General features: G+C 57.5%; 23 protein-coding genes. 15 read left to right on the top strand and 8 right to left on the bottom strand.

The features are described 5' to 3' along the window. Positions 1 to 60 precede the first annotated feature (60 nt). Positions 61 to 1,548 carry a gamma-aminobutyraldehyde dehydrogenase gene (locus AC3IUA_RS25330; protein WP_489357580.1) on the bottom strand — a complete coding sequence of 496 codons (1,488 nt, stop codon included), beginning with the start codon at positions 1,546 to 1,548 and terminating at the stop codon, positions 61 to 63. A gap of 101 nt (positions 1,549 to 1,649) precedes the next feature. After that, positions 1,650 to 2,564, bottom strand: a complete 915-nt coding sequence (locus tag AC3IUA_RS25325) for a LysR family transcriptional regulator (RefSeq protein ID WP_489357579.1) — start codon at positions 2,562 to 2,564, stop codon at positions 1,650 to 1,652. Positions 2,565 to 2,756: 192 nt separating this feature from the next. On the opposite strand from AC3IUA_RS25325, the gene AC3IUA_RS25320 reads away from it, so the two are divergent. The 8 genes from AC3IUA_RS25320 (at position 2,757) to AC3IUA_RS25285 (ending at position 12,237) form a co-directional block, all read left to right on the top strand. Next, complete coding sequence (locus AC3IUA_RS25320; protein WP_489357578.1) at positions 2,757 to 3,482, top strand: tellurite resistance TerB family protein; 726 nt, start codon at positions 2,757 to 2,759, stop codon at positions 3,480 to 3,482. A 285-nt stretch (positions 3,483 to 3,767) separates the two neighbouring features. Further along, positions 3,768 to 5,390, top strand: a complete 1,623-nt coding sequence (locus tag AC3IUA_RS25315; protein WP_489357577.1) for a methyl-accepting chemotaxis protein — start codon at positions 3,768 to 3,770, stop codon at positions 5,388 to 5,390. Then, complete coding sequence (locus tag AC3IUA_RS25310; protein ID WP_489357576.1) at positions 5,390 to 5,926, top strand: chemotaxis protein CheW; 537 nt, start codon at positions 5,390 to 5,392, stop codon at positions 5,924 to 5,926. The genes AC3IUA_RS25315 and AC3IUA_RS25310 overlap by 1 nt, the downstream gene beginning before the upstream one ends. Continuing rightward, positions 5,923 to 7,197 carry a CheR family methyltransferase gene (locus tag AC3IUA_RS25305; RefSeq protein ID WP_489357575.1) on the top strand — a complete coding sequence of 425 codons (1,275 nt, stop codon included), beginning with the start codon at positions 5,923 to 5,925 and terminating at the stop codon, positions 7,195 to 7,197. The genes AC3IUA_RS25310 and AC3IUA_RS25305 overlap by 4 nt, the downstream gene beginning before the upstream one ends. Continuing rightward, positions 7,194 to 7,874 carry a chemotaxis protein CheW gene (locus AC3IUA_RS25300; protein ID WP_489357574.1) on the top strand — a complete coding sequence of 227 codons (681 nt, stop codon included), beginning with the start codon at positions 7,194 to 7,196 and terminating at the stop codon, positions 7,872 to 7,874. The genes AC3IUA_RS25305 and AC3IUA_RS25300 overlap by 4 nt, the downstream gene beginning before the upstream one ends. After that, complete coding sequence (locus AC3IUA_RS25295) at positions 7,871 to 10,180, top strand: hybrid sensor histidine kinase/response regulator (protein ID WP_489357573.1); 2,310 nt, start codon at positions 7,871 to 7,873, stop codon at positions 10,178 to 10,180. Before AC3IUA_RS25300 ends, AC3IUA_RS25295 begins: the two co-directional genes overlap by 4 nt. Further along, a complete protein-coding gene (locus AC3IUA_RS25290) occupies positions 10,177 to 11,187 on the top strand; it encodes a chemotaxis response regulator protein-glutamate methylesterase (protein ID WP_489357572.1) in 1,011 nt (336 codons plus the stop codon). Before AC3IUA_RS25295 ends, AC3IUA_RS25290 begins: the two co-directional genes overlap by 4 nt. Before the next feature lie 48 nt (positions 11,188 to 11,235). After that, on the top strand, positions 11,236 to 12,237 hold the full coding sequence (locus AC3IUA_RS25285) for a diguanylate cyclase (RefSeq protein ID WP_489357571.1): 1,002 nt from the start codon (positions 11,236 to 11,238) through the stop codon (positions 12,235 to 12,237). 224 nt (positions 12,238 to 12,461) lie between these two features. Here AC3IUA_RS25285 and AC3IUA_RS25280 read toward each other — a convergent pair whose 3' ends face one another. The 5 genes from AC3IUA_RS25280 to AC3IUA_RS25260 are packed head-to-tail and all read right to left on the bottom strand — an operon-like array spanning position 12,462 to position 15,850. After that, positions 12,462 to 12,605, bottom strand: a complete 144-nt coding sequence (locus tag AC3IUA_RS25280) for a rubredoxin (RefSeq protein ID WP_489362474.1) — start codon at positions 12,603 to 12,605, stop codon at positions 12,462 to 12,464. Positions 12,606 to 12,647: 42 nt separating this feature from the next. Further along, the gene (locus tag AC3IUA_RS25275; protein WP_489362472.1) at positions 12,648 to 12,986 is read right to left on the bottom strand and encodes a hypothetical protein; all 339 of its coding nucleotides are present in this window, start codon (positions 12,984 to 12,986) and stop codon (positions 12,648 to 12,650) included. Between the two features lie 14 nt (positions 12,987 to 13,000). Continuing rightward, on the bottom strand, positions 13,001 to 13,714 hold the full coding sequence (locus AC3IUA_RS25270; RefSeq protein ID WP_489357570.1) for a hypothetical protein: 714 nt from the start codon (positions 13,712 to 13,714) through the stop codon (positions 13,001 to 13,003). A gap of 27 nt (positions 13,715 to 13,741) precedes the next feature. Then, positions 13,742 to 14,476: a hypothetical protein gene (locus AC3IUA_RS25265; protein ID WP_489357569.1), complete on the bottom strand. Its 735-nt coding sequence runs from the start codon at positions 14,474 to 14,476 to the stop codon at positions 13,742 to 13,744. Positions 14,477 to 14,509: 33 nt separating this feature from the next. Continuing rightward, entirely contained in the window at positions 14,510 to 15,850 is a 1,341-nt protein-coding gene (locus AC3IUA_RS25260) for a saccharopine dehydrogenase C-terminal domain-containing protein (protein ID WP_489357568.1), read from the bottom strand. 720 nt (positions 15,851 to 16,570) lie between these two features. Here AC3IUA_RS25260 and prfB point away from each other — a divergent pair. From prfB to AC3IUA_RS25225, 7 genes are all read left to right on the top strand, one after another. Continuing rightward, a protein-coding gene (gene prfB / locus AC3IUA_RS25255; protein WP_150641470.1) for a peptide chain release factor 2 occupies positions 16,571 to 17,666 on the top strand; the annotation gives its coding sequence in 2 pieces (ribosomal slippage) (positions 16,571 to 16,642 and positions 16,644 to 17,666; 1,095 coding nt in all). Positions 17,667 to 17,776: 110 nt separating this feature from the next. After that, positions 17,777 to 19,279, top strand: a complete 1,503-nt coding sequence (lysS, locus tag AC3IUA_RS25250) for a lysine--tRNA ligase (RefSeq protein ID WP_489357567.1) — start codon at positions 17,777 to 17,779, stop codon at positions 19,277 to 19,279. Positions 19,280 to 19,379: 100 nt separating this feature from the next. Then, on the top strand, positions 19,380 to 20,096 hold the full coding sequence (locus tag AC3IUA_RS25245; RefSeq protein ID WP_489357566.1) for a TetR/AcrR family transcriptional regulator: 717 nt from the start codon (positions 19,380 to 19,382) through the stop codon (positions 20,094 to 20,096). Between the two features lie 71 nt (positions 20,097 to 20,167). Continuing rightward, a complete protein-coding gene (locus AC3IUA_RS25240) occupies positions 20,168 to 20,713 on the top strand; it encodes a hypothetical protein (protein WP_489357565.1) in 546 nt (181 codons plus the stop codon). Positions 20,714 to 20,747: 34 nt separating this feature from the next. Beyond that, positions 20,748 to 22,025 carry a flavohemoglobin expression-modulating QEGLA motif protein gene (locus tag AC3IUA_RS25235; protein ID WP_489357564.1) on the top strand — a complete coding sequence of 426 codons (1,278 nt, stop codon included), beginning with the start codon at positions 20,748 to 20,750 and terminating at the stop codon, positions 22,023 to 22,025. Positions 22,026 to 22,237: 212 nt separating this feature from the next. After that, positions 22,238 to 23,152 (top strand): alpha/beta hydrolase, encoded by a 915-nt coding sequence (locus AC3IUA_RS25230; RefSeq protein ID WP_489357563.1) that lies wholly within the window; start codon positions 22,238 to 22,240, stop codon positions 23,150 to 23,152. Beyond that, positions 23,149 to 23,475, top strand: coding sequence for a PA3694 family proteiin (locus AC3IUA_RS25225; protein WP_489357562.1), 327 nt, complete (start codon positions 23,149 to 23,151; stop codon positions 23,473 to 23,475). Before AC3IUA_RS25230 ends, AC3IUA_RS25225 begins: the two co-directional genes overlap by 4 nt. A 202-nt stretch (positions 23,476 to 23,677) precedes the next feature. On the opposite strand, the gene AC3IUA_RS25220 is transcribed toward AC3IUA_RS25225, so the two are convergent. Further along, positions 23,678 to 24,055: a hypothetical protein gene (locus AC3IUA_RS25220; protein WP_489357561.1), complete on the bottom strand. Its 378-nt coding sequence runs from the start codon at positions 24,053 to 24,055 to the stop codon at positions 23,678 to 23,680. Positions 24,056 to 24,111: the final 56 nt, after the last annotated feature.

Here is a 24,111-nt window from a genome sequence, read left to right as displayed (position 1 = left end):
GGGCAGTTGTGAACGTGGTGAAGCTGGCCTGTTCTGGCTTGTTATTAGCGTAGTGCGTTTCTACAAATGCTGACCGTGGCGGGCCATGATGTGCCGCACCACGCTGTAGTCCTGCAGCGAATCGCTGGACAGGTCCTTGCCATACCCCGAGCGTTTTAAACCGCCGTGAGGCATTTCGCTGACCAGCATGAAATGGCTGTTGATCCAGGTGCAGCCATACTGCAAGCGCGCCGCGACCTGCATGGCCTTGTCCAGGTTCTGGGTCCAGACCGACGACGCCAGGCCGTATTCGGAGTCGTTGGCCCAGTCCACCGCTTGTTCCAGGTCCTCGAAGCGGGTCACGGTGACCACTGGGCCGAACACTTCGCGCTGGACGATTTCGTCGCTCTGTTTGCAACCGGCGAGCAGGGTTGGCTGGTAGTAGAAGCCTGCTCCGGAATGCACCGCGGCACCGGTGACGCGTTCGATATGTGGTTGGCCGAGGGCGCGCTCGACGAAGCTGGCCACGCGGTCACGCTGGCGGGTACTGATCAGCGGGCCAATCTCGTTGTCGGCGTCGCGCTTGCCGGCAAAGCGCAGGCTGCTGACGGCGGCGCCGAGTTCGGCGACCAGGCGATCATGAATCCCTGCCTGTGCATAAATCCGGCACGCCGCGGTGCAGTCCTGCCCGGCGTTGTAGTAACCGTAGCTGCGCACGCCGTCGACCACGGCTTGAAGGTCGGCGTCGTTACAGACAATTACCGGCGCTTTGCCGCCGAGTTCGAGATGGGTGCGTTTCAGGGTTTTTGCCGCGGCCTGGAGGATTTTCTGCCCGGTGACGATGTCGCCGGTCAGCGAGACCATGCGCACTTTCGGGTGGCTGACCAAATGGCTGCCGACACCTTCACCGCCACCGCAGATAATGTTGATTACCCCGCGTGGCAGCAGCTCGGCCAGCGCCGGAGCCAGGGCCAGGATCGACAGGGGCGTGTGTTCCGACGGCTTGAACACCAGGGTATTGCCCGCGGCCAGGGCGGGAGCGATTTTCCAGGCGGCCATCATGATCGGGTAGTTCCACGGGGCGATTGAGGCAACCACGCCAATCGGATCGCGGCGGACCATGCTGGTGTAGCCCGGCAGGTACTCGCCACTGAGCTGGCCAGTCTGGCAACGCACGGCGCCAGCGAAGAAGCGGAATACGTCGACGGTGGCGGTCAAATCATCCTGGCGCGCCAGGTGCAGCGGCTTGCCGCAGTTCAACGATTCCAGGCGGGCGAGATGGTCGGCTTGTTTTTCCACGGCGTTGGCAATGGCCAGCAGTAGGTTCGAACGCTGCTGTGGCGTGGTCCGCGACCAGCCGGCAAACGCGCGGTGCGCGGCCAGGACAGCGCTTTCGACCTGCTCGGTGCTGGCTTCGGCGATGTGCGTCAGCACTTCACCAGTGGCCGGGTTGAGGATCGGCTCGACAAAACCTTGACCCGCGACCAATTCACCATCGATCAACAAAGCGGTGAACAACGGGGTCTGCGTGGCGGGCATTTTTCGGGATCTCTTTTCTTGTGTGGCCATGGTGCTCCCTTGCGACTGGAGCCCGACCTCTTATTAGATGCATAAAGCCTAGTGGTCGGGATTGAGGGCGACAAATACTAAATACTGAAGGCTGCATTCGATTAAATAGATGGCTTGCGCCCGGTATGGGGTTGCTCGCGAGCCACGGTCAAAAAGGGGTCCACCAGGGCCGGCCGTGCGGTGCCGCGACGCCAGGCCAGGCCGACGTCGAGGGTCTGGTTGAGGTCGGCCAACGGGCGGGCTTCGATGATGTCGCCTTCCAGCGACCAGGGGCGATACGTCATGTCCGGCTGGATCGACACGCCGAGACCCGCCGCTACCAGGCTTCGCACCGCTTCGGTCGAGGCAGTGCGCAAGGTGATGCGCGGCTGCAAGCCCGCGCCGGACCACATGCGCTGGGCGTTACGGTCCATTTCGTCGACGTTGAGCTGAATAAGCGGTTCGCGGGCGACGTCGGCGAGGTTGATGCTGTCGTGGTCCAGTAACGGATGCTGGGCCGGCAGCCACAGGCGATGGGGTGAATGGGTGAGGACTTCGGTCTGCAAGGCGTGGCGGTCTTCCAGGTTGGACAGAATCAGCACCCCGACATCGATTTCACCGCTGACCAGCAAGTGCTCGATGTAGGGGCGCTCATCTTCCATCACGCGGATTTCCACGTTGGGGTAAGCGCGCTGAAAGCGCGTCAGCAAGTCCGCGAGGTAATAACCAGCCACCAGGCTGGTGACGCCGACGATCAACTGTCCGGCGACCTGATCGGTGCTTTGTTGCAGGCTGCGTTTGGCATTGTCGACCGTGGCCAGGATCAAGTGCGCCTGGCGCAGGAACTGGTGGCCCTGGTGGGTCAGGGTCATGCCCTTGGCGTGGCGATTGAACAGGCTGACACCAATCTCCAGCTCAAGCTGCTGGATCGCCAGGGTTAGTGTCGATTGGGAAATGTACACCGCCTGGGCGGCGGCCGAGATCGAGCCGGTTTCGGCCACGGCGATGAAGTGGCGGATCTGACGCAGAGTCATCATGGGGGCAATACCCGGTGGACGGTTTTTATAGATTTACTTGAGTGTATATCTTTTTAATCGATGGCTTGGGAGCAGCAACAAGCTTCAAGAAGTGGGTAACATCTGGAAGCACACTCGCCGACAGGTGTGTGGCACTTCGCACTAGGCTGGTGGCCTAAACGATCCGGTTAACCCCGGTTTTGGAGGTGGCAAATGAATACACGCGGATTGCTCGATCAGTTACTCAAATCCGGTCAGGACCTGTTGCAGAACAAGGCCGGCGGTACTCAGAACAAAACCTCGGGTTCGGACAAGGGCGCACTGGGCAGCTTGCTGGGTGGCGGCTCGGGCGGTCTGGGCAGCCTGCTTTCCGGGGCTGGCGGCGGCGCGCTGGCAGCGGGGGCGATGGGCTTGTTGCTGGGCAATAAAAAAGCCCGCAACTTTGGCGGCAAGGCACTGACCTATGGCGGTCTCGCCGCGCTGGGGGTCCTGGCCTACAAGGCTTACGGCAATTGGCAGGCACAGCAGGCCGGGGCGCCACAAGCCGAGCCGCAAACCCTTGATCGCCTGCCACCCGCGCAAGTTGAATTGCACAGCCAGGCGATCCTCAAGGCGCTGGTTGCCGCCGCCAAGGCTGATGGGCATGTCGATGAGCGCGAGCGGGAGTTGATCGAGGGTGAGTTCACCAAGCTGGACAACGATCAGGAACTGCAGCACTGGCTGCATGCCGAACTCAACAAGCCACTGGACCCGGCCGACGTTGCCCGCGCCGCCAGCACCCCGGAAATGGCCGCCGAGATGTACATCGCCAGCGTGATGCTGGTGGATGAAGAGAGCTTCATGGAGAAGTCCTACCTGGATGAACTGGCCCGTCAGCTCAAGCTGGAACCAGGTTTGAAGGCCGAATTGGAGAAGCAGGTTCGCCAGGCTTCGCTGTAATCAGAGAAAGCGGGTCAATCGGAAAGATCGCAGCCCGTAGGAGCTGCCGCAGGCTGCGATCTTTTTGGGTCCGCTCCATTTTCAGCCCCTGCAACGACCAATCCACGGTCAATTCCTACCCAATCATCACTGGCGGCGTTCCCCACGTCAGCCCCAAAGTAGCCATCCAGAGCGAATGCCGACTTTCTCCACTCCAAGTGAGATGTGGTGCGCAAACCGCTGATAAATCATGGCACTGCCTCGGCTATACTCCCCCGAATTTTGAACGGCTCCCGAGGACTGACTGTGAAGAACTGGACATTGCGCCAACGCATTTTGGCGAGCTTTGCGGTGATTATCGGCATCATGTTGCTGATGGTCGTGGTCTCGTATTCCCGGTTGCTCAAGATCGAGTCCTCGGAGGAGAACATACGGTCCGATGCCATGCCTGGTTTGTACTTCAGCGCGATGCTTCGTGGCGTCTGGGTCGATAATTACCTGGAGGTCGAGGAACTGTTCGGGCTGCAACATGGAGGGGAGGATGACTCAGAGCACATGGCGGACTTCAAATCCCTGGAGCAGCAAATCGAGCAGCAACTGGCAAATTATCAGCAGACCATCCATGGACCCAAGGATCAAGCCGAGTTCGACGCATTCAAGATGCTGCATCAGGCTTACACCAAGACACTGGCCACTGTGCTTGATCTGCACCATCGTGAGCAAAATACTGACGCCGAGCGGGTTTTCAAGGAAGAGTTGACCCCGATCTGGTCAGCCGGTCGCGTGAAACTCACCGAGATCATTTCCCAGAACAAGGGTGTGGCAGATAAGTCCATGGGTGCCATTGATGACGCACTGATTGAAGCCGAAATCAGCATGGGCGTCTCTTTACTGATTGCGATATTAGCTGCCGGTCTGTGCGGTCTGCTGCTGATGCGCGCGATCATGGCGCCGATGAACCGCATCGTCGAAATCCTCGATGTCATGCGCAGCGGCGACTTGAGCGGGCGTTTGAATCTGGAGCGCAAGGACGAATTCGGCGCCGTCGAAACCGGCTTCAATGACATGATGACCGAGCTCACGTCGCTGGTGTCCCAGGCCCAGCGCTCATCCGTGCAGGTCACCACCTCGGTCACGGAAATCGCCGCCACCTCCAAGCAACAGCAGGCCACCGCGACTGAAACGGCAGCGACCACTACGGAAATCGGCGCCACTTCGCGAGAAATCGCTGCCACCTCCCGGGATCTGGTACGCACCATGATCGAAGTCTCCACTGCCGCCGATCAGGCCTCGGTGTTGGCCGGTTCCGGTCAGCAAGGCCTGGCGCGCATGGAAGACACCATGCACTCGGTGATGGGCGCGGCCGACCTGGTCAATGCCAAGCTGGCGATCCTCAATGAGAAGGCCGGCAACATCAATCAGGTGGTAGTCACCATCGTCAAGGTCGCCGATCAGACCAACCTGCTGTCGCTCAATGCTGCCATCGAGGCCGAGAAGGCCGGTGAGTACGGCCGTGGTTTTGCCGTGGTCGCCACCGAAGTACGGCGCCTGGCGGATCAGACCGCCGTGGCCACCTACGACATCGAGCAAATGGTCCGTGAAATCCAGTCGGCGGTATCGGCCGGGGTCATGGGCATGGACAAATTCTCCGAGGAAGTGCGCCGCGGCATGTCCGAAGTGCAGCAGGTCGGCGAGCAGCTGTCGCAGATCATTCATCAGGTCCAGGCATTGGCTCCGCGGGTGCTGATGGTCAATGAAGGCATGCAGGCCCAGGCTACTGGCGCAGAACAGATCAACCACGCGCTGGTGCAGTTGGGTGATGCCAGCGGCCAGACCGTGGAGTCGCTGCGTCAGGCCAGCTTCGCCATCGACGAGCTGAGCCAGGTGGCGGTGGGGCTGCGTAGCGGCGTCTCGCGATTCAAAGTCTGATGAGCGAACTCGCGGCGAAACGCGGCGTAGCATTGGCGCCTGGACATTCGTTGTTTTTGTTGTTCCGCATCGGCAACGACCGCTACGCCCTGCAGGCTATCGAGGTGGCCGAAGTGCTGCCACGCCTGCCACTCAAACCGATCGCCAAAGCCCCCTTGTGGGTCGCCGGGGTGTTCGCCTATCGGGGCGCGGTGGTGCCGGTGATCGATCTCAGCGCGCTGACTTTCGGCCAGCCGGCTCAGGCGCGCACCAGCACTCGCCTGGTGCTGGTTCACTATCGCCCGGACGCTTCGCTGCCCGGGCAATTGCTCGGGCTGATTCTTGAACAGGCCACCGATACCCTGCGCTGCGCCCCGGCGGACTTTCAGCCCTATGGCCTGGACAATCGCCAGGCGCCGTATCTGGGGCCGGTGCGCGAAGATCAGCAGGGCTTGCTGCAATGGATTCGGGTCGCCGATTTGCTGGACGCCGAGGTCCGTGCGCTGCTGTTTCCGTCGCCACCTCTGGATCTCGCTCGGCTAGAGGAGCGCCCATGAGCAGCGACCAGCGCTTTTTCGATTTCCTCAAGGAGCGCATCGGCCTGGACGTGGCGTCCGTTGGGCCGGCGATCATCGAGCGTGCGGTGCGCCAGCGTACCAATGCCCAACAGGTGCTGAGTGCTGATGAGTATTGGCACACACTGCAAGGTTCACGAGATGAGCAGCTGGCGCTGATCGAAGCAGTGATCGTCCCGGAAACCTGGTTTTTCCGTTACCCGGAATCTTTCGCGACCCTGGCCAGACTGGCGGTCGCACGTTTGGCCGACATCAACAACATGCGGGCCTTGCGGATCCTCAGCCTGCCATGTTCTACCGGCGAAGAACCCTATTCGATTGCCATGGCCCTGCTCGATGCCGGTCTGGCGCCCCATCAGTTCAAGGTCGAAGGGCTGGATGTCAGCCCTTTGTCGGTGGAGCGGGCCAAACGCGCGATGTACGGCAAAAACTCATTTCGCGGGCTGGACACCGATTTTCGTGAACGTCACTTCAGCGATGAGGCTGACGGTTATCACCTCAGTCAACGGGTGCGCGAACAGGTCCATCTGCAGGTGGGCAATCTGCTGGATCCGGCCCTGCTGGCCAATGAGCCAGCCTACGACTTTGTATTCTGCCGCAACCTGCTGATTTACTTTGATCAGCCGACCCAGCAACAGGTGTTTGAAGTGCTCAAGCGCCTGACCCATGTCGACGGCGTGCTGTTTATCGGCCCGGCCGAGGGCAGTCTGCTGGGGCGCCTGGGCATGCGCTCGATCGGTGTTGCCCAATCCTTTGCCTTCAGTCGGCACACCGAGCCTGAACCCGAGCCACCGCCGGCCTTTGTTCCGACGCCATTGCCGGTGCGCCAGCCAATGCGCAGTGTGGTGCCACCCCCGCGTAGCCGACCTTTCGCCAGCGTTGCGCCAGCGACCAGGCCTGGCCAGGCAGATGCTGCGCCGACTGATGCCGCGGCGTTGCTCGCCAACATCACCGCGTTGGCCAACGAAGGCAAAAGTGCCGAGGCTCGCGCCGCCTGTGAGCAGTACTTGCGCAGTCATGAACCGGTGGCTCAAGTATTTTACTGGCTGGGTTTGCTCAGTGATGTCGCCGGCAGTGTGCTGGAGGCCCAGGGTTTTTATCGTAAGGCCCTGTATCTGCAGCCGCAGCACCCGGAAGCCTTGATGCACCTGGCGGTATTGCTGGCGTCCCAGGGGGACGCAGCGGGTGCCCGTCGATTGCAGGAACGCGCCGCTCGTAGCGAGCGCACCGCTGACAGTGAGCGTAAACGATGAGCCGTTCTGTTTCGTTGAACCTGATCCACGAGGATGCACAGGCCATCGATGACTGCTGGAACCGCATCGGTATCCAGGGTGACAAATCCTGTCCGTTGTTGGCCGACCATATTCACTGTCGCAATTGCGCGGTGTATGCCGCTGCCGCTACCCGCCTGCTCGATCGTTATGCCTTGCAACAGGAAGACCATCAGCAGTCGATCGCCGTCGAGAACGATGTCGTCACTCGCTCGCTGTTGATGTTTCGCCTGGGCGAAGAGTGGCTGGCACTGGTAACTCGCTGCCTGGTCGAGGTTGCGCCGTTGCAGCCGATACACTCCTTGCCGCACCAGCGTTCACGGGCGCTGTTGGGCGTGGCGAATGTGCGCGGAGCCCTGGTCGCCTGCCTGTCGCTGGTGGAATTGCTGGGGCTGGACGCTACCACCGTCGTCGCTAATGGAGCGCGGGTCATGCCGCGCATGTTGATCATCGCCGCCCCTGGCGGCCCGGTGGTGGTACCGGTGGATGAAGTGGACGGGATTCATGCTATCGATGAACGCACCTTGAACGCCGCCTCCAGCTCCGGCTCGCAAGCCAGCGGTAAATACACCCGGGGTGTGTTGCAATTCAAAAGCCGCAGCTTGCGTTGGCTGGATGAAGAACAGTTGTTGTCCGCCGTGACCCGGAGCCTCGCATGACCCCCGATCAAATGCGCGACGCCTCGCTGCTGGAGCTGTTCAGCCTGGAAGCCGAAGCCCAGACCCAGGTGCTCAGCGCTGGCCTGCTGGCACTGGAACGCAATCCGACCCAGGCCGATCAACTGGAAGCCTGCATGCGTGCGGCCCATTCGCTGAAGGGCGCCGCACGGATCGTCGGGGTCGACGCCGGGGTCAGCGTGGCGCATGTGATGGAGGATTGCCTGGTCAGCGCCCAGGAGGGTCGCTTGTACCTGCAACCCGAACATATCGATGCCTTGCTGCAAGGCACCGACTTTTTGATGCGTATCGCGACGCCCGGCAGCGCTAACGTGGGGCCGAGCGATATCGAGGGCTATGTCGCCCTGATGGACCGGTTGCTCGATCCGGCTGCGATGCTTGCCAGAGGAGCCGCGCCCGGCGTTGAACCGGTCACGCTGCCGATGGCCGAGCTGCAACTCGAGCTACCCCGTGCCGAACTGGAGTTGTTGCTGGAGCCAGGACCGATGCTTGCCGCACCCAGCGAAACGCCGCGCAACAGCCGGCGCGTCACCGAGGGTGGCGAGCGGGTGCTGCGGGTGACCGCCGAACGCTTGAACAGTTTGCTCGACCTGTCGAGCAAGTCCCTGGTCGAAACCCAGCGTCTCAAGCCCTGGCTGGTGACTATGCAGCGCCTCAGGCGCATGCAGAGCAACAGTCTGCGCGCCCTGGAAAACCTCAACCTTCACCTCAAAGATCACGACCTGAGCCTCGAAGCCCAGGAAGAGTTGGCCGATGCCCGACGCCTGCTCGCCGAGTCCCAGCAACTGCTGGCGGAGAAGACCGCCGAGCTGGATGAATTCGGCTGGCACGCCAGTCAGCGCGCTCAAGTCTTGTATGACACGGCGCTGGCCTGTCGCATGCGGCCGTTCGCCGATGTGCTGGCCGGGCAGGTGCGGATGGTCCGTGATCTGGGGCGCAGTCTGGGCAAACAGGTCCGGTTGGAGATCGAGGGCGATAAGACCCAGGTCGACCGCGATGTGCTGGAAAAACTCGAAGCGCCGCTGACCCATTTGCTGCGCAATGCCGTGGATCATGGCATCGAGTCCCCCGAACAACGGCTGCTGGCCGGTAAACCTGCCGAAGGTCTGATTCGTCTGCGGGCGTCCCATCAGGCCGGACTGCTGGTGCTGGAGCTGAGCGACGACGGCAACGGCATCGATCTGGAACGGGTCCGCCACAGTGTTGTGGCGCGCAATTTATCACCGGCCGAGACCGCCGCCCAGTTGAGCGAAGAAGAACTGCTGACCTTCCTGTTTCTGCCGGGTTTCAGTCTGCGCGACAAGGTCACCGAAGTCTCCGGTCGCGGCGTCGGCCTGGATGCGGTCCAGCACATGGTCCGGCAGTTGCGCGGCGCCGTAGTGCTGGAGCAAACGGCGGGCGAGGGCAGCCGGTTCCATCTTGAAGTGCCTCTGACCCTGTCGGTGGTGCGCAGCCTGGTGGTGGAAGTTGCCAACGAGGCCTATGCCTTCCCTTTGGCGCACATCGAACGCATGTGCGACCTGGCGCCGGAGGCGATCGTGCAAGTCGAAGGCCGTCAGCACTTCTGGCACGAAGGCCGGCATGTCGGCCTGGTCGCGGCCAGCCAATTGTTGCAGCGCCCGGCGGCCCAGAGCAGCGCGCAAACCCTCAAGGTGGTAGTGATCCGTGAGCGCGACGCGGTGTATGGCGTGGCTGTCGAGCGGTTTATCGGCGAACGCACGCTGGTGGTGCTGCCCCTCGATGATCGCCTGGGCAAGATTCAGGACATTTCCGCCGGGGCGCTGCTGGATGATGGCTCCGTGGTGCTGATTGTCGACGTCGAAGACATGCTGCGGTCAGTGGACAAATTGCTCAACACCGGCCGACTGGAGCGGATCGCCCGGCACCCGCATCAGGTGGCGGAAATCGCCCGCAAACGCATTCTGGTGGTCGACGACTCGCTGACCGTGCGTGAGTTGCAACGCAAACTGTTGCTCAACCGCGGCTATGACGTGGCGGTGGCGGTAGACGGCATGGACGGTTGGAACGCTTTGCGCGGCGAAGACTTCGATCTGCTGATCACCGACATCGATATGCCGCGCATGGATGGCATTGAGTTGGTCACCCTGTTGCGTCGTGATACTCGGTTGCAGTCGCTGCCGGTGATGGTGGTCTCCTATAAGGATCGCGAAGAAGACCGCCGTCGTGGACTGGACGCCGGGGCCGACTATTATCTAGCCAAAGCCAGTTTCCATGATGATGCGTTGCTGGATGCGGTAGTTGAACTCATTGGAGGAGCTCGGGCATGAAGATCGCGATCGTCAACGATATGCCCATGGCAGTGGAAGCCTTGCGCAGGGCCCTGGCATTCGAGCCGGCGCACGAAGTGGTCTGGGTCGCGAGCAATGGCGCCGAGGCGGTGAAACAGTGCGCCGGGTTGACCCCGGATCTGATCCTGATGGATTTGATCATGCCGGTGATGGATGGCGTGGAGGCGACCCGGCGGATCATGGCCGAGAGCCCGTGCGCCATCGTGATCGTGACCGTCGACCGCCAGCAGAACGTCCATCGAGTGTTCGAGGCCATGGGCTTTGGCGCGCTGGATGTGGTCGACACGCCGGTCGTCGGTGCCGGTAATGCGAAAGAAGCTGCAGCGCCGTTGCTGCGCAAGATCCTCAATATCGGCTGGCTGATCGGCCAGAGCGACAGCCAGCTACGTTCGGCACCGACCCCGTCGCGCAGCATGGCGCAGCGGAAGAGCCTGGTGGCCATCGGTTCTTCCGCTGGCGGGCCGGCGGCGCTGGAAATTCTCCTCAAAGGCCTGCCTCGGGATTTTCCTGCGGCCATTGTGCTGGTTCAGCATGTTGACCAGGTGTTCGCCGCGGGCATGGCCGAATGGTTAAGCAGTGCCTCGGGTTTGACGGTGCGCCTGGCGCAACAGGGGGAGCAGCCGCAAAGCGGCACCGTGCTGCTGGCGGGCACCAACCACCATATTCGCTTGTTGAAGAACGGTACGCTGGCTTATACCGCTGAACCGGTCAACGAGATCTATCGACCCTCGATCGACGTGTTTTTCGAGAGCGTGGCCAGTTACTGGAATGGCGATGCGGTTGGCGTATTGCTGACTGGTATGGGTCGGGATGGTGCTCAGGGCCTCAAGTTGATGCGCCAGCAGGGCTTCCTGACCATCGCTCAGGACCAGCGCAGCAGTGCGGTGTATGGGATGCCCAAAGCTGCGGCGGCGATCGACGCCGCCGTGGAAATTCGTCCGCTGGACAAGATTGCGCCACGACTGTTGGAAATATTTGCCAAATGACTGACCACACAGCTGTCCTGGCAAGCCTAGAGACTCAGGTGACCACTGATGAATGATTTACAGCTCGACGATTTCAAAACCGATGAAAATGCCGCGATGGTGCTGTTGGTCGATGACCAGGCAATGATCGGTGAAGCAGTGCGACGCGGGCTGGCCAACGAAGAGAATATCGACTTCCACTTTTGTGCCGACCCGCATCAGGCGATCGCCCAGGCCGTGCGCATCAAGCCAACGGTGATCCTCCAGGATCTGGTCATGCCGGGGCTGGACGGCCTGACGCTGGTGCGTGAATACCGCAACCACCCGGCGACCAGGGATATTCCGATCATCGTGCTGTCGACCAAGGAGGACCCCTTGATCAAAAGCGCGGCGTTTGCCGCTGGCGCCAACGATTATCTGGTCAAACTGCCGGACAACATCGAGCTGGTGGCACGGATCCGCTATCACTCGCGCTCCTACATGACCCTTTTGCAACGGGATGCGGCCTATCGCGCATTGCGGGTCAGCCAGCAGCAGTTGCTCGACACCAATTTGGTGTTGCAGCGCCTGATGAACTCCGACGGCCTGACCGGGCTGTCCAATCGCCGGCACTTCGACGAGTACCTCGAACTGGAATGGCGGCGATGCCTGCGCGATCAGACGCAGCTGTCGCTACTGATGATCGATGTCGACTACTTCAAGTTGTACAACGACAGCTTCGGCCATCTGGAGGGCGATGAAGCCCTGCGCAAGGTTGCCATGGCCATTCGTGACGCCAGCAGCCGACCGTCGGACCTGCCGGCCCGTTACGGCGGCGAGGAATTCGCACTGGTGCTACCGAACACTTCACCGGGCGGCGCGCGACTGGTGGCCGAAAAATTGCGTCAGACCGTGGCCGCACTGAAGATTGGGCATATTTTCCCGACCGAAGGCGCGAACCTGACTGTCAGCATCGGCCTGTCGACCATAACCCCGCAGCAGGGCAGCAATTGCCGGCAACTGATCTCGGCTGCCGACAAAGGTTTGTACCTGGCGAAGAACAATGGGCGCAATCAGGTGGGGATTGAGTAGCAACCCACCGCCTACATGGGTAGCCGGGGCATGTGCATCGATGGTTGATGAGAAATAACTGACAAGCTTATTTTTGATGGAATAAAAATAAACCTGTCAGCTATTCGTATGTTTTACGGGGGCTGCGTCTGCAATCACGGCCATCAGATGCCGCCGTCTCGTAGCGGGATGGCAAGGGCTCGAGCGAAGTCGTGCGTTGGCAAGCAGCTTTACAGCAGGAGTGCTTACTCAAAATCACTCTTAGGCATCTGACAATCCGGACATAGCCAATCGTCGTGGATCTCCTTCCAACGCGTACCTGGAGGTATTCCATTTTCAGAATCACCTACCGCTGGGTCGTATTCATAGCCACAGACAGTACAGTTCATTACCTTTTCTTCAGGCGGCATGATTTAACTCCTGTTAGTTGATTAGAGTGCTACTGTAGCAATTAATCCAGTCGCCCCTAGAATAAAACCTATTAGCGCCCCTCTTTCAGGTAGTTCCTTTAGCATGGCATATATAACAATAGGTTCTAGAATAAGCAGAAGCGTCAAGGAGGCGACCGTCACCACCCAAATATTTCCGGTACCTTGATATCCAAGCCAATATGCAAAAACAAGGCTGACGCCGGCAATGCTAATAAGTATCATGGGTTTGAGGAACATCAGCGGGGTTTCCATTGGTCGACCAGGAAGTTTTGAGGCATACACTTCGCTGTAGATCGTTAGTATTTCGCCGAAGATCATAAGTGTCAGGGAAGCTATCATGTAATGGTGGTTTTTCATTTTCGACCTTTAGCTAAAGCTGACAAAATTTCCTCTATAACAATGTCGCCAAGGTCATTGCCATCAAGCAGAAAGTGTGGGCCGTCGTGATCGAATAGGAAGGTGTTCTGGTATGCGTTTCCTTCGAATTTAACTATGCTGCGAAGTACGTTTTCAGCTTTGCTTAACTCTGAAGCATGGGTGTACTTAAGTATTTTTATAGCATTTCCAAAATGGATTGCTTCATCCGCTATTAAGTTTTTAATCCATGTGTTGAAAGCAGGATGCCCAAACTTGCTATAAAACGTGTCTTTTTTGTATGTCTTAACAGAAACATACTCATCATAAGCGAACATGAGTAGCAGGTTGAACTCGCTGACAAGTATCTCTTCCAAGCTCTCGAAGTTTCCAACCCTTACCTTCAGTTGGTCAATTAGCTCCTCTTCACTTGAGCCGAATAAAAGACGGTTAAGCTCAAAGAAACCATCGGCATGATTTCTCTCATCTGCAAACCAAAAGTCTAAATATTGAACGAAATATGGCGAAAATTTCGCTCTTTTCGGGTGTAGGTGGTGGTAAAGATTCACGGAGTCATACTCTGAAACCAAATCTGCCATGAAAAAATCTTGATATTTAAAATCGACTCCTGGGTTCACCCATCCGCTGTCAGCTATCTCACTGAAGAGAATCCGGGAACTCCAATGTCTTTTGACTAAAAATGGTTGATTCATTTATATTATTCCCGATAAGCAAAGTTCTCATTCGTTAAATTTTTTTAAGATAGCAGGGATGATCATGTTTTTAATTTCTTGCTTGGATAAAGGGAAGTCGGGCGTGTTATGGTCCAAGACGAATGTTCCACTGTAGCTTTCTTTTTCAAAATCTATATTGAAGATTTCTTCAAGTATTGAAGGGGTCTCGTTTATCCGTTCAGGGAACAATTCCTTTGCTTTCTGCACAAATGAGAAAAAATGTTTAACTTCATCTTTCTTTGTTTTTCTGATCCATGTCGATAGTTGTAGAGAGTCGAACTGATCGTACTTGGCTATGCTGCGATGATAGACGTGTGTAGTAATTATTTCGTCATAGGCCAGCATGATGAGTAGCTTGAATGCGTCATCAGCAATTGGATTAATGATGCTGAAGTCAGGCTTTCTGATTTCAGCTTCCAGCACAACTTGATCGAGCGGTATGCCTGTGTAAGATGAATAAATCAAAGCAAAGCCATAAGCGTGGTCAATTTCGTCCCTCAGCCATGGATTTAATACCTCTACGAGTGTCGGGAAGTAGTCTGTATGTTTGGTTTCTAGGTGCCAATACAGTCGCCGAGCATCGTACTCTGTGATTGTTGAGTCAAACAATATCTCCTTCCATTCTGTGCGCTCGACATCACTGAGTTCAAAAAGAGGGAATCTGAAGTTTGCTAGAACTACTGCGGCATCTGGGGTTGAGCGAGATTCGAATCGGCTGTTAATAATTTTTGCGTTGTCCATGATTTTAGCACTCCATTGTTTTTTAGGTTGAATCTAAGGAAATGCCCGGAAGCTCTGAAACGATAAGTTGTCGTCAGGTAAACCTGGCCGCCAATCAGTTTCTTGTGTAACTATGGGCTGCCAGTACCGCTCCGCGAAGTCGAAAATATACTGCCAGTCGAGATTTTCGGATTCCAGTACTCCGGACTCGGGGTGCTGCTCAGCCCACTTCATTCCAGCAACTATGCTTGAAACAACTTGTAAGCTTGTGGCACTATTGTGCTTCGCCATTTTCCTCGCCTTGCCTATTGAAAGATTAGAGCCGAGCCAAAATGATTTGTATTTTCTGCTGATCAAGAAAATACCAAGCTCATCTATGCCTGAGACTATATCGTCTTTCAATACTTCCTTTGATGTGATTCGATTTTCACTCCCGTCATTAAGTAGTTGCATTGACTCTACGGCTTGATCACAAGGGTGATACGCGTAATAAACAGTTGGCCGATATTTGGGGTTGACGGGATCGCCTAAGGTTAAATACTCCGCAATTGATAGCGATTCATTATGCGTCAACAAATATGCGGAAAACTCTAGATAGTTAGGGGACCAACTTTTTACTATGACCTCTCGTCCTTGCTCAATCAGTTCCAGTGAATAGCCGTTAACTTTAGCCCCATGAGGGGTTGTCTCTTCGTGGGATCCCCATCCCATCTCCGCGGGCTGCAAGCACTCGGTGATAAGCCCATCTACAGACCAGGTACACATAAAATTATAGGCTTCACGGACTCTCGAAGTAACTTGGGTATCTCGCTCTGATATCTGTATAACTTGTAATCCAAGCTTCTCGGCTAACTCAGCCCACTCGAGTTGTACCGTTGGTCGATCGTGTATTCCGTTAATGATCGCCATTTCAAGCAATGCCTTCTTGAGAAGTATGGAGATGAAGCCAGGATTTGCTCCATGTGCAACAAGTGCCGTTGTTGTCCCCGTTTGAGCTTGTGCGTATTTTTTCAACTCCTCCCGTAAACAATGATTGCTAGTAAGTCCGTGGCCTTTCTGGGTGCCGTACTCCCAAGGCTCTATACAGGTATCTAAATAAAGTACCTTGAATTGTTGAGCAAGACCTATCAAGGCTATACTTGAAATGGATACTGCCAAATTCAATAGAAAACTGCTTTCACTTAGTAATGGGGACAAGACTTCGCAAAAGTTATTGTCAGTTATGAGCTTTTTCTTTAGAGTGGCCGAAAACTCTCTCGCAATATTCTGTCGAATTTCATCCGCTTCTTTGTCGAATATAATGATTTTTGCATTATAGTTTTCGACTAATAGCGGAAGTAGCGCTTGAGCAATGCTGCCAAAACCTACAATTATTATGTTGTTGATGGGCTTCATTATAGTCCTTTGGTTTTATCCATAATAATGGCGTCTCTACCCGAACCTCACAGGTGAGGCAGAATGCAGGTTAGGGATAAGGCTGTACTTAATTCCGCTGAGGAAGATTGTTGCGACGTAATATAATTGGACATGCCCAGCTTTGACGATTTGTGGTGAGTGTCGTAATGCAAAAGCGATTACCCTGCGCGATGTTGGACATGTCAGTCACCGAGAAAACTATCAGAGGACAGCACCATAGAGGATCAATGACGAGGCAGAGCCTCCGCTAGTGTGCCAGGCCGATTTTCCGCAATTGCAGTTTTTGAGTGTGCAGAAGTTGATCTAAGCCTCCGCTTGATGTGATGTTGCGATTGATTGGTCAAGCGCAATTCATTTCTCATGATTTTTTTGTGTAACGTATTTATAGAAAAAAATGTAGCAATAAGCAATGATTAACTTAGTGGTATCAGTCCGTCTTAATTGAAAGTTATTTCCTACAGACTTGTCGATGTATTCAATTGGTTTTGAATAAGCTTTCTTAGGATGTCGTAGATGTGCCCGAATCAGGATGCCTGCATGACCTCCCGCCGAGAGCTTCCACCCCACGTCAGGCCCTCGCGGCCACGATCAGTCTGAACCCAGAGATTTCGATGCCTGGCCGCTCGACGGGCTGCGATGACAGCCTGATTACGGTATACTCGCCGGCTTTCAAAAGTTCGCCAACGAGTGCTGCCCGCCATGGAAATCAACCCGATCCTTAACAGTATCAAGGACCTGTCCGAGCGCTCCGAAACTATTCGGGGGTATCTTTGACTACGATCAAAAGCATGAGCGTCTGACCGAAGTCAATCGCGAGCTTGAAGATCCGAGTGTCTGGAACAACCCTGAATACGCCCAGAATCTAGGCCGCGAGCGCTCCTTGCTGGCCCAGATCGTCGATACCCTCGATGAAATGTCCAGCGGTCTGGTCGATGCCAAAGACCTGCTGCTGATGTCTGCCGAGGAAGAAGACCAGGCCGCTGTAGACGACGTTGCCGCTGAAGTCGAGCGTTTGCGCGAATCCCTCGAGAAGCTCGAGTTCCGCCGGATGTTCAGCGGCGAGATGGATGCCAACAACGCTTATCTGGACATTCAGTCCGGTTCTGGCGGCACCGAAGCCCAGGACTGGGCCAACATCCTGCTGCGCATGTACCTGCGCTGGGCGGATAAACGCGGTTTCGAAGCGACCATCATGGAGCTGTCCGCCGGTGAAGTCGCCGGGATCAAGGGCGCGACCGTGCATATCAAGGGTGAATACGCCTTTGGCTGGCTGCGCACCGAAATCGGCGTGCACCGTCTGGTGCGCAAGAGCCCCTACGACTCCGGCAACCGTCGTCACACCTCGTTCTCGGCGGTTTTCGTTTCGCCGGAAATCGATGACAACATCGAAATCGATATCAACCCGTCCGACCTGCGGATCGATACCTATCGTTCCTCCGGTGCCGGTGGTCAGCACGTAAACACCACTGACTCGGCGGTCCGTATCACTCACGTACCGAGCAACACCGTGGTCTGCTGCCAGAACGAACGTTCCCAGCACGCGAACAAAGACACCGCGATGAAAATGTTGCGGGCACGTTTGTACGAACAGGAAGTGCAGAAGCGCAACGCTGCTTCGCAAGCCCTGGAAGACACCAAGTCGGATATCGGCTGGGGGCATCAGATCCGTTCGTACGTGCTCGACCAGTCGCGGATCAAGGATCTGCGCACTAACATCGAGCGCAGCGACTGCGACAAGGTGCTTGACGGCGATATCGACGAATACCTGATCGCCAGCCTCAAACAAGGGCTGTAATCAGGCAACACCGGAAATCTGCGGAGCCACCGCGCTCCTGCGCGAGCGCGGCGAAGCCTGCGAACCCTCGAAGCCGGGGGCAATGAACCTGTGATGGAATATTTAAAGACATGAGCGACCTACAACTCGATCCGCAAGCCCTGCAACAGGAAGAAAACTCCCTGATCGCCCTGCGCAAGGAAAAGCTTGCCGCCGAGCGCTCCAAGGGCCAGGCCTTCCCCAACGACTTCCGCCGCGATGCCTACTGCGAAGACTTGCAGAAGAAATACGCGGACAAGACCAAGGAAGAGCTGGCAGAGGCTGCGATCCCGGTGAAGGTTGCCGGTCGTCTCATGCTCAACCGTGGTTCCTTCATGGTGATCCAGGACATGTCCGGGCGCATCCAGGTTTACGTCAACCGTAAAACCCTGTCCGAAGAAACCCTGGCCGCGGTGAAAACCTGGGACCTGGGCGACATCATTGCCGCCGAAGGCACCCTGGCGCGTTCCGGCAAGGGCGACCTGTACGTTGAAATGACCGACGTGCGCCTGCTGACCAAGTCCTTGCGCCCGCTGCCGGACAAGCACCACGGCCTGACCGATACCGAAACCCGCTATCGCCAGCGCTACGTCGACTTGATCGTCAACGACGAAGTCCGTCAGACGTTCCGCATCCGTTCGCAAGTGATCGCGCACATCCGCAGCTTCCTGATGCAGCGCGACTTCCTTGAAGTCGAAACGCCGATGCTGCAAACCATTCCTGGTGGTGCCGCGGCCAAGCCGTTCGAGACTCACCACAACGCCCTGGACCTGGACATGTTCCTGCGCATCGCGCCGGAGCTGTACCTCAAGCGTCTGGTGGTCGGTGGTTTCGAGCGCGTGTTCGAGATCAACCGCAACTTCCGTAACGAAGGCGTTTCGACCCGGCACAACCCCGAGTTCACCATGCTCGAGTTCTACCAGGCCTACGCTGACTATGAAGACAACATGGACCTGACCGAAGAGCTGTTCCGCGAACTCGCGCAGCTGGTCCTGGGTTCCACCGATGTGCCGTATCAGGGCAAGGTGTTCCACTTCGGCCAGCCGTTCCAGCGCATCTCGGTGTTCGCTTCGATCCTCAAGTACAACCCCGAGATCACCGAAGCTGATCTGCAAGACATCGACAAGGCTCGGGTTATCGCCAAGAAATCCGGTGCCGACGTCAAAGGCTTCGAAGGCCTGGGTAAGCTGCAAACCATGATTTTCGAAGAGCTGGTCGAGCACAAACTTGAACAGCCGACCTTCATCACCGAGTACCCGTTCGAAGTGTCGCCGCTGGCACGTCGCAACAACACCAACCCGAATGTCACCGACCGCTTCGAGCTGTTCATTGGTGGCCGTGAAATCGCCAACGCCTACTCCGAGTTGAACGACGCGGAAGACCAGGCCGAGCGCTTCCAGGCCCAGGTGCGTGACAAGGATTCCGGTGACGACGAAGCCATGCATTACGATGCCGACTTTGTTCGCGCCCTGGAATACGGCATGCCGCCGACCGCAGGCGAAGGTATTGGTATCGACCGTCTGGTGATGCTGCTCACCGACGCTCCGTCGATCCGCGACGTGATACTGTTCCCGCACATGCGGCCGCAAGCCTAAGTGTTTTGAGTAAAAAGCCGCCTACGTCAGGCGGCTTTTTATTGTCTGTCTGGTACAAGCGTATCAATTTGTTGCTTTCATTTGAGAGGAAATACCTGTCGTGAATCGTGCAATTGCTCAAGATGGTGCAGCGGGTATCGCCGCTGCGGTCGCTGAAAGTGTTCAGTACCAGGGCCGCAAGGCCAGCCGACAGGGCAGCGAGCAGCGCCGACAGGTCATTCTCGATGCCGCCATGCGCATCGTCGTACGCGACGGGGTGCGGGCGGTGCGTCACCGCGCAGTGGCCGCCGAGGCCGGGGTGCCACTGTCGGCGACCACTTACTATTTCAAGGATATCGATGACTTGCTCACCGATACCTTCGCTCAATACGTGGAACGCAGCGCGGCCTTCATGGCCAAACTGTGGGCCAATAACGAAGGCCTGCTGCGCGAGATGGTCGCCTACGGCGATGGCAGTCCGCAGTCCCGCTCGCAACTGGCGGATGACATTGCCCGATTGACCGCCGACTACGTTCAGCGTCAATTGCACAACCGTCGCGAACACCTGATGGCCGAGCAGGCGTTCCGCCAGGAAGCGCTGCTCAATCCGCGCCTGGCGCTGTTGGTGCGCTCGCACCAGCAAATTCTCCTACAAGGTACATGCCAGTTTTTCCAGGTTTTGGGGTCCCGTGAGCCACAACAAGATGCCAAAGTGTTGACGGCGATTATCGGACGGATGGAATATCAAGGCCTGCTCAATGATCCGGAGCCTGAGGCGGAGGAAGAAATGCTCGGTATTCTCAAGCGTTACATGCACTTGGTGCTGGCATCGGTGTGATCCACTTGGTACTGGCATTGGTGTGAACCACACGGTCCCCTGCCGATTTGCGTTGTACAAAGGAGTGTTGAATGAAGTCCTGGCGTGTAGTGATCGCCTTGTCGTTCCTGCTGCTCAGCGGCTGCCTGGTGTCCTTCAAGGAGCCCTTGCCGGCGAGTGAGCCGGCCCCTGCGGGGTTGCTCGGCAAATGGACCAGCAAGAATGCCTGGGGCGAAGCACTCAATCTTGAGCTGACCCGTGTCGGCACCAATCGCTACCAGGCCGTCAGCTACGCCAAAGCCAAACCCCGGGAGCGTGACGCCTATGGGTTCACTGTCTCCCGTCATGGCAACCGCTGGTATGTGTCGGCCAAAGTACCGGCCAGCTTCGGCGGTAACTTCACTATCGCCGGTTTCGAACTGACCGATGATCACGAGTTGGTGGTCTACAACCTCGACCTCGAGCAGATCCATCAGGCACTGGGGCAAGAAGCCCTGAGTGGCGAACCGTTTGAAACCAAAGAAGGCGAGGGCGTGCTGATTGGCAATCCGCTGGAGCAGGTATTCGCCTACCTGGATGATCCGGCCAACTCTGATGTGTTCGTCGAAGCGGCGCGCTTCCAGCGTTCGGGTAAGTAAACGCAGCATAGAACGTTATCAATAGGAGCTTCGGGTGGACGATTACCAGCAGACGATACGCCTTTTGTCCGATCGCATAGTGCTGGCGCAAACGCCGATCCGCGTACTGGATGCGGTCAAGTGGGACGACAACGTCCGCAACGGCTTCCTCAAGGCCAATGGCAAGGAAATGCCTGCGGTGGATCGTGACTACTACCTCAATCGCCCGCTGGCGTTCGACTCCAATGCGGTGAAGCTGGAATTCCAGAACATCGAACGGGACATCACCCGGCAACTGGGCCAGTTCAACCCGGTCGGGCAGATCATGCGCCGCATGTGCAAGGAATACCGCATGGTGGTGCGCATGCTCGAAGCGCGCGGCACCGAAGACTTCGGCCTGATCTCCCAGGAGCTTTACGGCGCCGCCTCCGACGCTTTCCATGCCGGTGACCCGACCCTGGCCGACCTGGGCCTGATGCTCTCCGATTACCTGAACAATATCGACGGCCGCGGCGACCTCAAGGACGAACCCAAGATCCTGACTTCCAAGGAAGCCGTCCACTTGCTGCAAACCCGTCTGAACAAGGTGTTCGGCGAGGCCGAGGAAACCATTCGGGTGTTCGAGTCCGACGGGATCGTCGCCGATGCGGCAGCCGGTGCCGACTACATCAAGATCCGCACCGATGCGATGTTCAACCACCGTGACGTGCGCGCCCTGGAAGTCCATGAAGGGCTGGTGCATGTCGGTACCACCCTCAACGGCCTGAATCAGCCGATCTGCACCTTCCTGTCCAAGGGGCCACCGTCCTCCACCGTGACCCAGGAAGGCCTGGCGATCCTGATGGAAATTATCACCTTTGCCTCCTATCCCAGCCGCCTGCGCAAACTGACTAACCGCACCCGCGCCATCCATATGGTGGAAGAGGGCGCGGACTTCATGCAGATCTTCGAGTTCTTCCGTGAGCATGGCTTCGATATGGCGCAAAGCTATGGTAACGCCAGCCGGGTGTTTCGCGGCTCGGTGCCTGACGGTTTGCCATTTACCAAAGACTTGTCCTACCTCAAGGGCTTTATCATGGTTTACAACTACATTCAGTTGGCCGTGCGCAAGGGCAAGCTTGAGCAGATTCCATTGCTGTTCTGTGGCAAGACTACCCTGGAAGACATGCGTACGCTGCGTCAACTGGTGGACGAAGGACTGGTGGTGCCGCCCAAGTATTTGCCCGAGCAAATCCGTGACTTGAATGCCTTGTCGGCCTGGATGTGTTTCTCCAACTTCCTCAATCACCTGAGCCTGGACCGGATCGAAGCGGATTACTCGAATATCCTGTAGCAATGACGCCTGTCGGCGGACGGGCCTTTGTGGCGAGGGAGCTTGCTCCCGCTGGACTGCGAAGCAGTCCCAAGATCTGCAGTCGAGTTCTGCCAGACTGACCGCATTCACCGGTTTCGCGGGTGCTGCGCACCCGAGCGGGAGCAAGCTCCCTCGCCACAGGTCTGTGCCAGGCCAACGAATTTAAACATTCAACGCGAGGTTTCAAACGGATGAGAATCCTCGGCATCATCAGCCTGTTACTCGCCCTGAGCGGCTGCAGCGCTTTGCTGTTCTACCCCGAACCCGGCCTGCCGTTCACTCCGGAAAAAGCCAGACTGCCCTACCGCGACGTCACCCTGACCACCGCCGACGGACTCAAACTGCATGGTTGGTGGCTGCCGGCCAAGACCGGTGTGGCGGTCAAGGGCACAGTGCTGCATCTGCACGGCAATGGCGGCAATCTGGCCTGGCATCTGGGCGGTAGCTGGTGGCTGCCGGAGCAGGGCTATCAGGTGTTGCTGGTGGACTACCGCGGTTATGGCCTGTCCGAGGGGGAGCCGCGGTTGCCCGAGATCTACCAGGACCTCGATGCGGCGTTCCAGTGGCTGGACCAGGCCCCCGAGGTCCAGGGCAAACCGCTGGTGATCCTCGGTCAGAGTCTTGGTGGCGCGCTGGCGGTGCATTACCTGGTCGAACATCCCGAGCGTCAGCGTCAGCTCAAGGCCATTGTGCTCGACGGCGTCCCAGCCAGTTATCGTGACGTCGGGCGTTTTGCCTTGAGCAACTCCTGGTTTACCTGGCCGTTCCAGGTGCCGCTGTCCTGGCTGGTGCCGGACGACGACAGTGCGATCAATGCCATGGCGCAACTGGGTGCGGTGCCGAAATTGATTTACCACAGCATCGATGATCCGTTGGTGCCTCTTTCCAACGGCGTCCGTCTGTATCAAGCTGCGCCGCCGCCCAGGGTGCTGCAGCTGACCCGGGGCGGTCATGTGCAGACCTTTGCCGATCCGGTCTGGCGAAAAGTCATGTTGCGTTATCTTGATGATCCGCAGCATTTCGACGGCCTGCGCCGGCTCGGCGAAATCCCCAATTACCCACTACCCCCGAATTCAGAAGTTGAACCTCCAGAGAGTCCGCAATGAGTGAAGAACGTAACGCCATTCCCCTGATCATCACCGGTATCTGCAGCATCCTCGGCACCGTGGCGTGCCTGTGGTACTACGGCTACCTGCACTTCGCCAAGCCGGAGGACGCGCTGCTGCTGAGCGACTTCACCATGGTCAAGACCCAGCCGGGCGAGGACTACAAAGTATCCTTGGAACCGGCTGCCCAGGTCGCGCAGTGCATTGATGGCGTGCTGGTGCTGTTCGACACCGAGCAGAAGGGATTGACCGGCGTGCTGGTCAACAGCAAGAAGAAGGCTGTGCGCTGCATGGGCCAGGAAACACCGCAGCTGGAACAATGATGCGCAGATAGCCGTAGCAGCTGGCGAAGCCTGCGTTCGGCCGCGAAGCGGTCGTAAATAGAGAGAATGCGGTCTTCCTGCAAGAACGAAGTTCGCCATTTTACGACCGCTGCGCGCTCGAACGCAGCCTTCGGCAGCTGCTACAGTCAGGCATAAAAAATCCGGAATCCTTAACAGGTCCCGGATTTTTTTTGGCAGTGGATTACGCGGTATGCCAGGTGATCTCTTCTTCACCATCAACGCTGATGCGAATCCAGCGATCAGCGGTTTCCTCGCCTTCGTCCTCGACCCAAGTGCCTGGCGCGCAACGCACTTCCACGTTCAGCGCGGCAAAAGCGGCGCGGGCACAGGCAATGTCGTCGTCCCACGGGGTCTGGTCACTGTCCAGGTGCAGGCTGTTCCATTTGCCCACGGCCTTCGGCAGCCAGGTCACTGGCACATTGCCGGCCTTGCATTTGTAGGTCTGGCCCTTCTGCACCCAATCGGTGCAAGGGCCCAGGGCCGTGCCGAGCCAGGCCGCGATGGCCTTGTAGTCGACGTCGGCGTCTTTGAGGTAAATCTCGATATCGGGCTGGCGCATGGATGTCCTCAATGCGGGTCTGAAAAATCCATTCGCGGATTTAGTCGGCCTCAAGC

This window comes from Pseudomonas sp. KH_050 (assembly GCF_057838875.1).
This window is presented reverse-complemented; position numbering and strand designations above follow the sequence as displayed.

Coding starts and splice junctions, on each gene's coding strand:
- AC3IUA_RS25330 (WP_489357580.1), bottom strand. CDS start 1,548: ATGGCCACACAAGAAAAGAGATCCCGAAAAATGCCCGCCACGCAGACC.
- AC3IUA_RS25325 (WP_489357579.1), bottom strand. CDS start 2,564: ATGATGACTCTGCGTCAGATCCGCCACTTCATCGCCGTGGCCGAAACC.
- AC3IUA_RS25320 (WP_489357578.1), top strand. CDS start 2,757: ATGAATACACGCGGATTGCTCGATCAGTTACTCAAATCCGGTCAGGAC.
- AC3IUA_RS25310 (WP_489357576.1), top strand. CDS start 5,390: ATGAGCGAACTCGCGGCGAAACGCGGCGTAGCATTGGCGCCTGGACAT.
- AC3IUA_RS25305 (WP_489357575.1), top strand. CDS start 5,923: ATGAGCAGCGACCAGCGCTTTTTCGATTTCCTCAAGGAGCGCATCGGC.
- AC3IUA_RS25300 (WP_489357574.1), top strand. CDS start 7,194: ATGAGCCGTTCTGTTTCGTTGAACCTGATCCACGAGGATGCACAGGCC.
- AC3IUA_RS25295 (WP_489357573.1), top strand. CDS start 7,871: ATGACCCCCGATCAAATGCGCGACGCCTCGCTGCTGGAGCTGTTCAGC.
- AC3IUA_RS25290 (WP_489357572.1), top strand. CDS start 10,177: ATGAAGATCGCGATCGTCAACGATATGCCCATGGCAGTGGAAGCCTTG.
- AC3IUA_RS25285 (WP_489357571.1), top strand. CDS start 11,236: ATGAATGATTTACAGCTCGACGATTTCAAAACCGATGAAAATGCCGCG.
- AC3IUA_RS25280 (WP_489362474.1), bottom strand. CDS start 12,605: ATGAACTGTACTGTCTGTGGCTATGAATACGACCCAGCGGTAGGTGAT.
- AC3IUA_RS25275 (WP_489362472.1), bottom strand. CDS start 12,986: ATGATAGCTTCCCTGACACTTATGATCTTCGGCGAAATACTAACGATC.
- AC3IUA_RS25270 (WP_489357570.1), bottom strand. CDS start 13,714: ATGAATCAACCATTTTTAGTCAAAAGACATTGGAGTTCCCGGATTCTC.
- AC3IUA_RS25265 (WP_489357569.1), bottom strand. CDS start 14,476: ATGGACAACGCAAAAATTATTAACAGCCGATTCGAATCTCGCTCAACC.
- AC3IUA_RS25260 (WP_489357568.1), bottom strand. CDS start 15,850: ATGAAGCCCATCAACAACATAATAATTGTAGGTTTTGGCAGCATTGCT.
- lysS (WP_489357567.1), top strand. CDS start 17,777: ATGAGCGACCTACAACTCGATCCGCAAGCCCTGCAACAGGAAGAAAAC.
- AC3IUA_RS25240 (WP_489357565.1), top strand. CDS start 20,168: ATGAAGTCCTGGCGTGTAGTGATCGCCTTGTCGTTCCTGCTGCTCAGC.
- AC3IUA_RS25230 (WP_489357563.1), top strand. CDS start 22,238: ATGAGAATCCTCGGCATCATCAGCCTGTTACTCGCCCTGAGCGGCTGC.
- AC3IUA_RS25225 (WP_489357562.1), top strand. CDS start 23,149: ATGAGTGAAGAACGTAACGCCATTCCCCTGATCATCACCGGTATCTGC.
- AC3IUA_RS25220 (WP_489357561.1), bottom strand. CDS start 24,055: ATGCGCCAGCCCGATATCGAGATTTACCTCAAAGACGCCGACGTCGAC.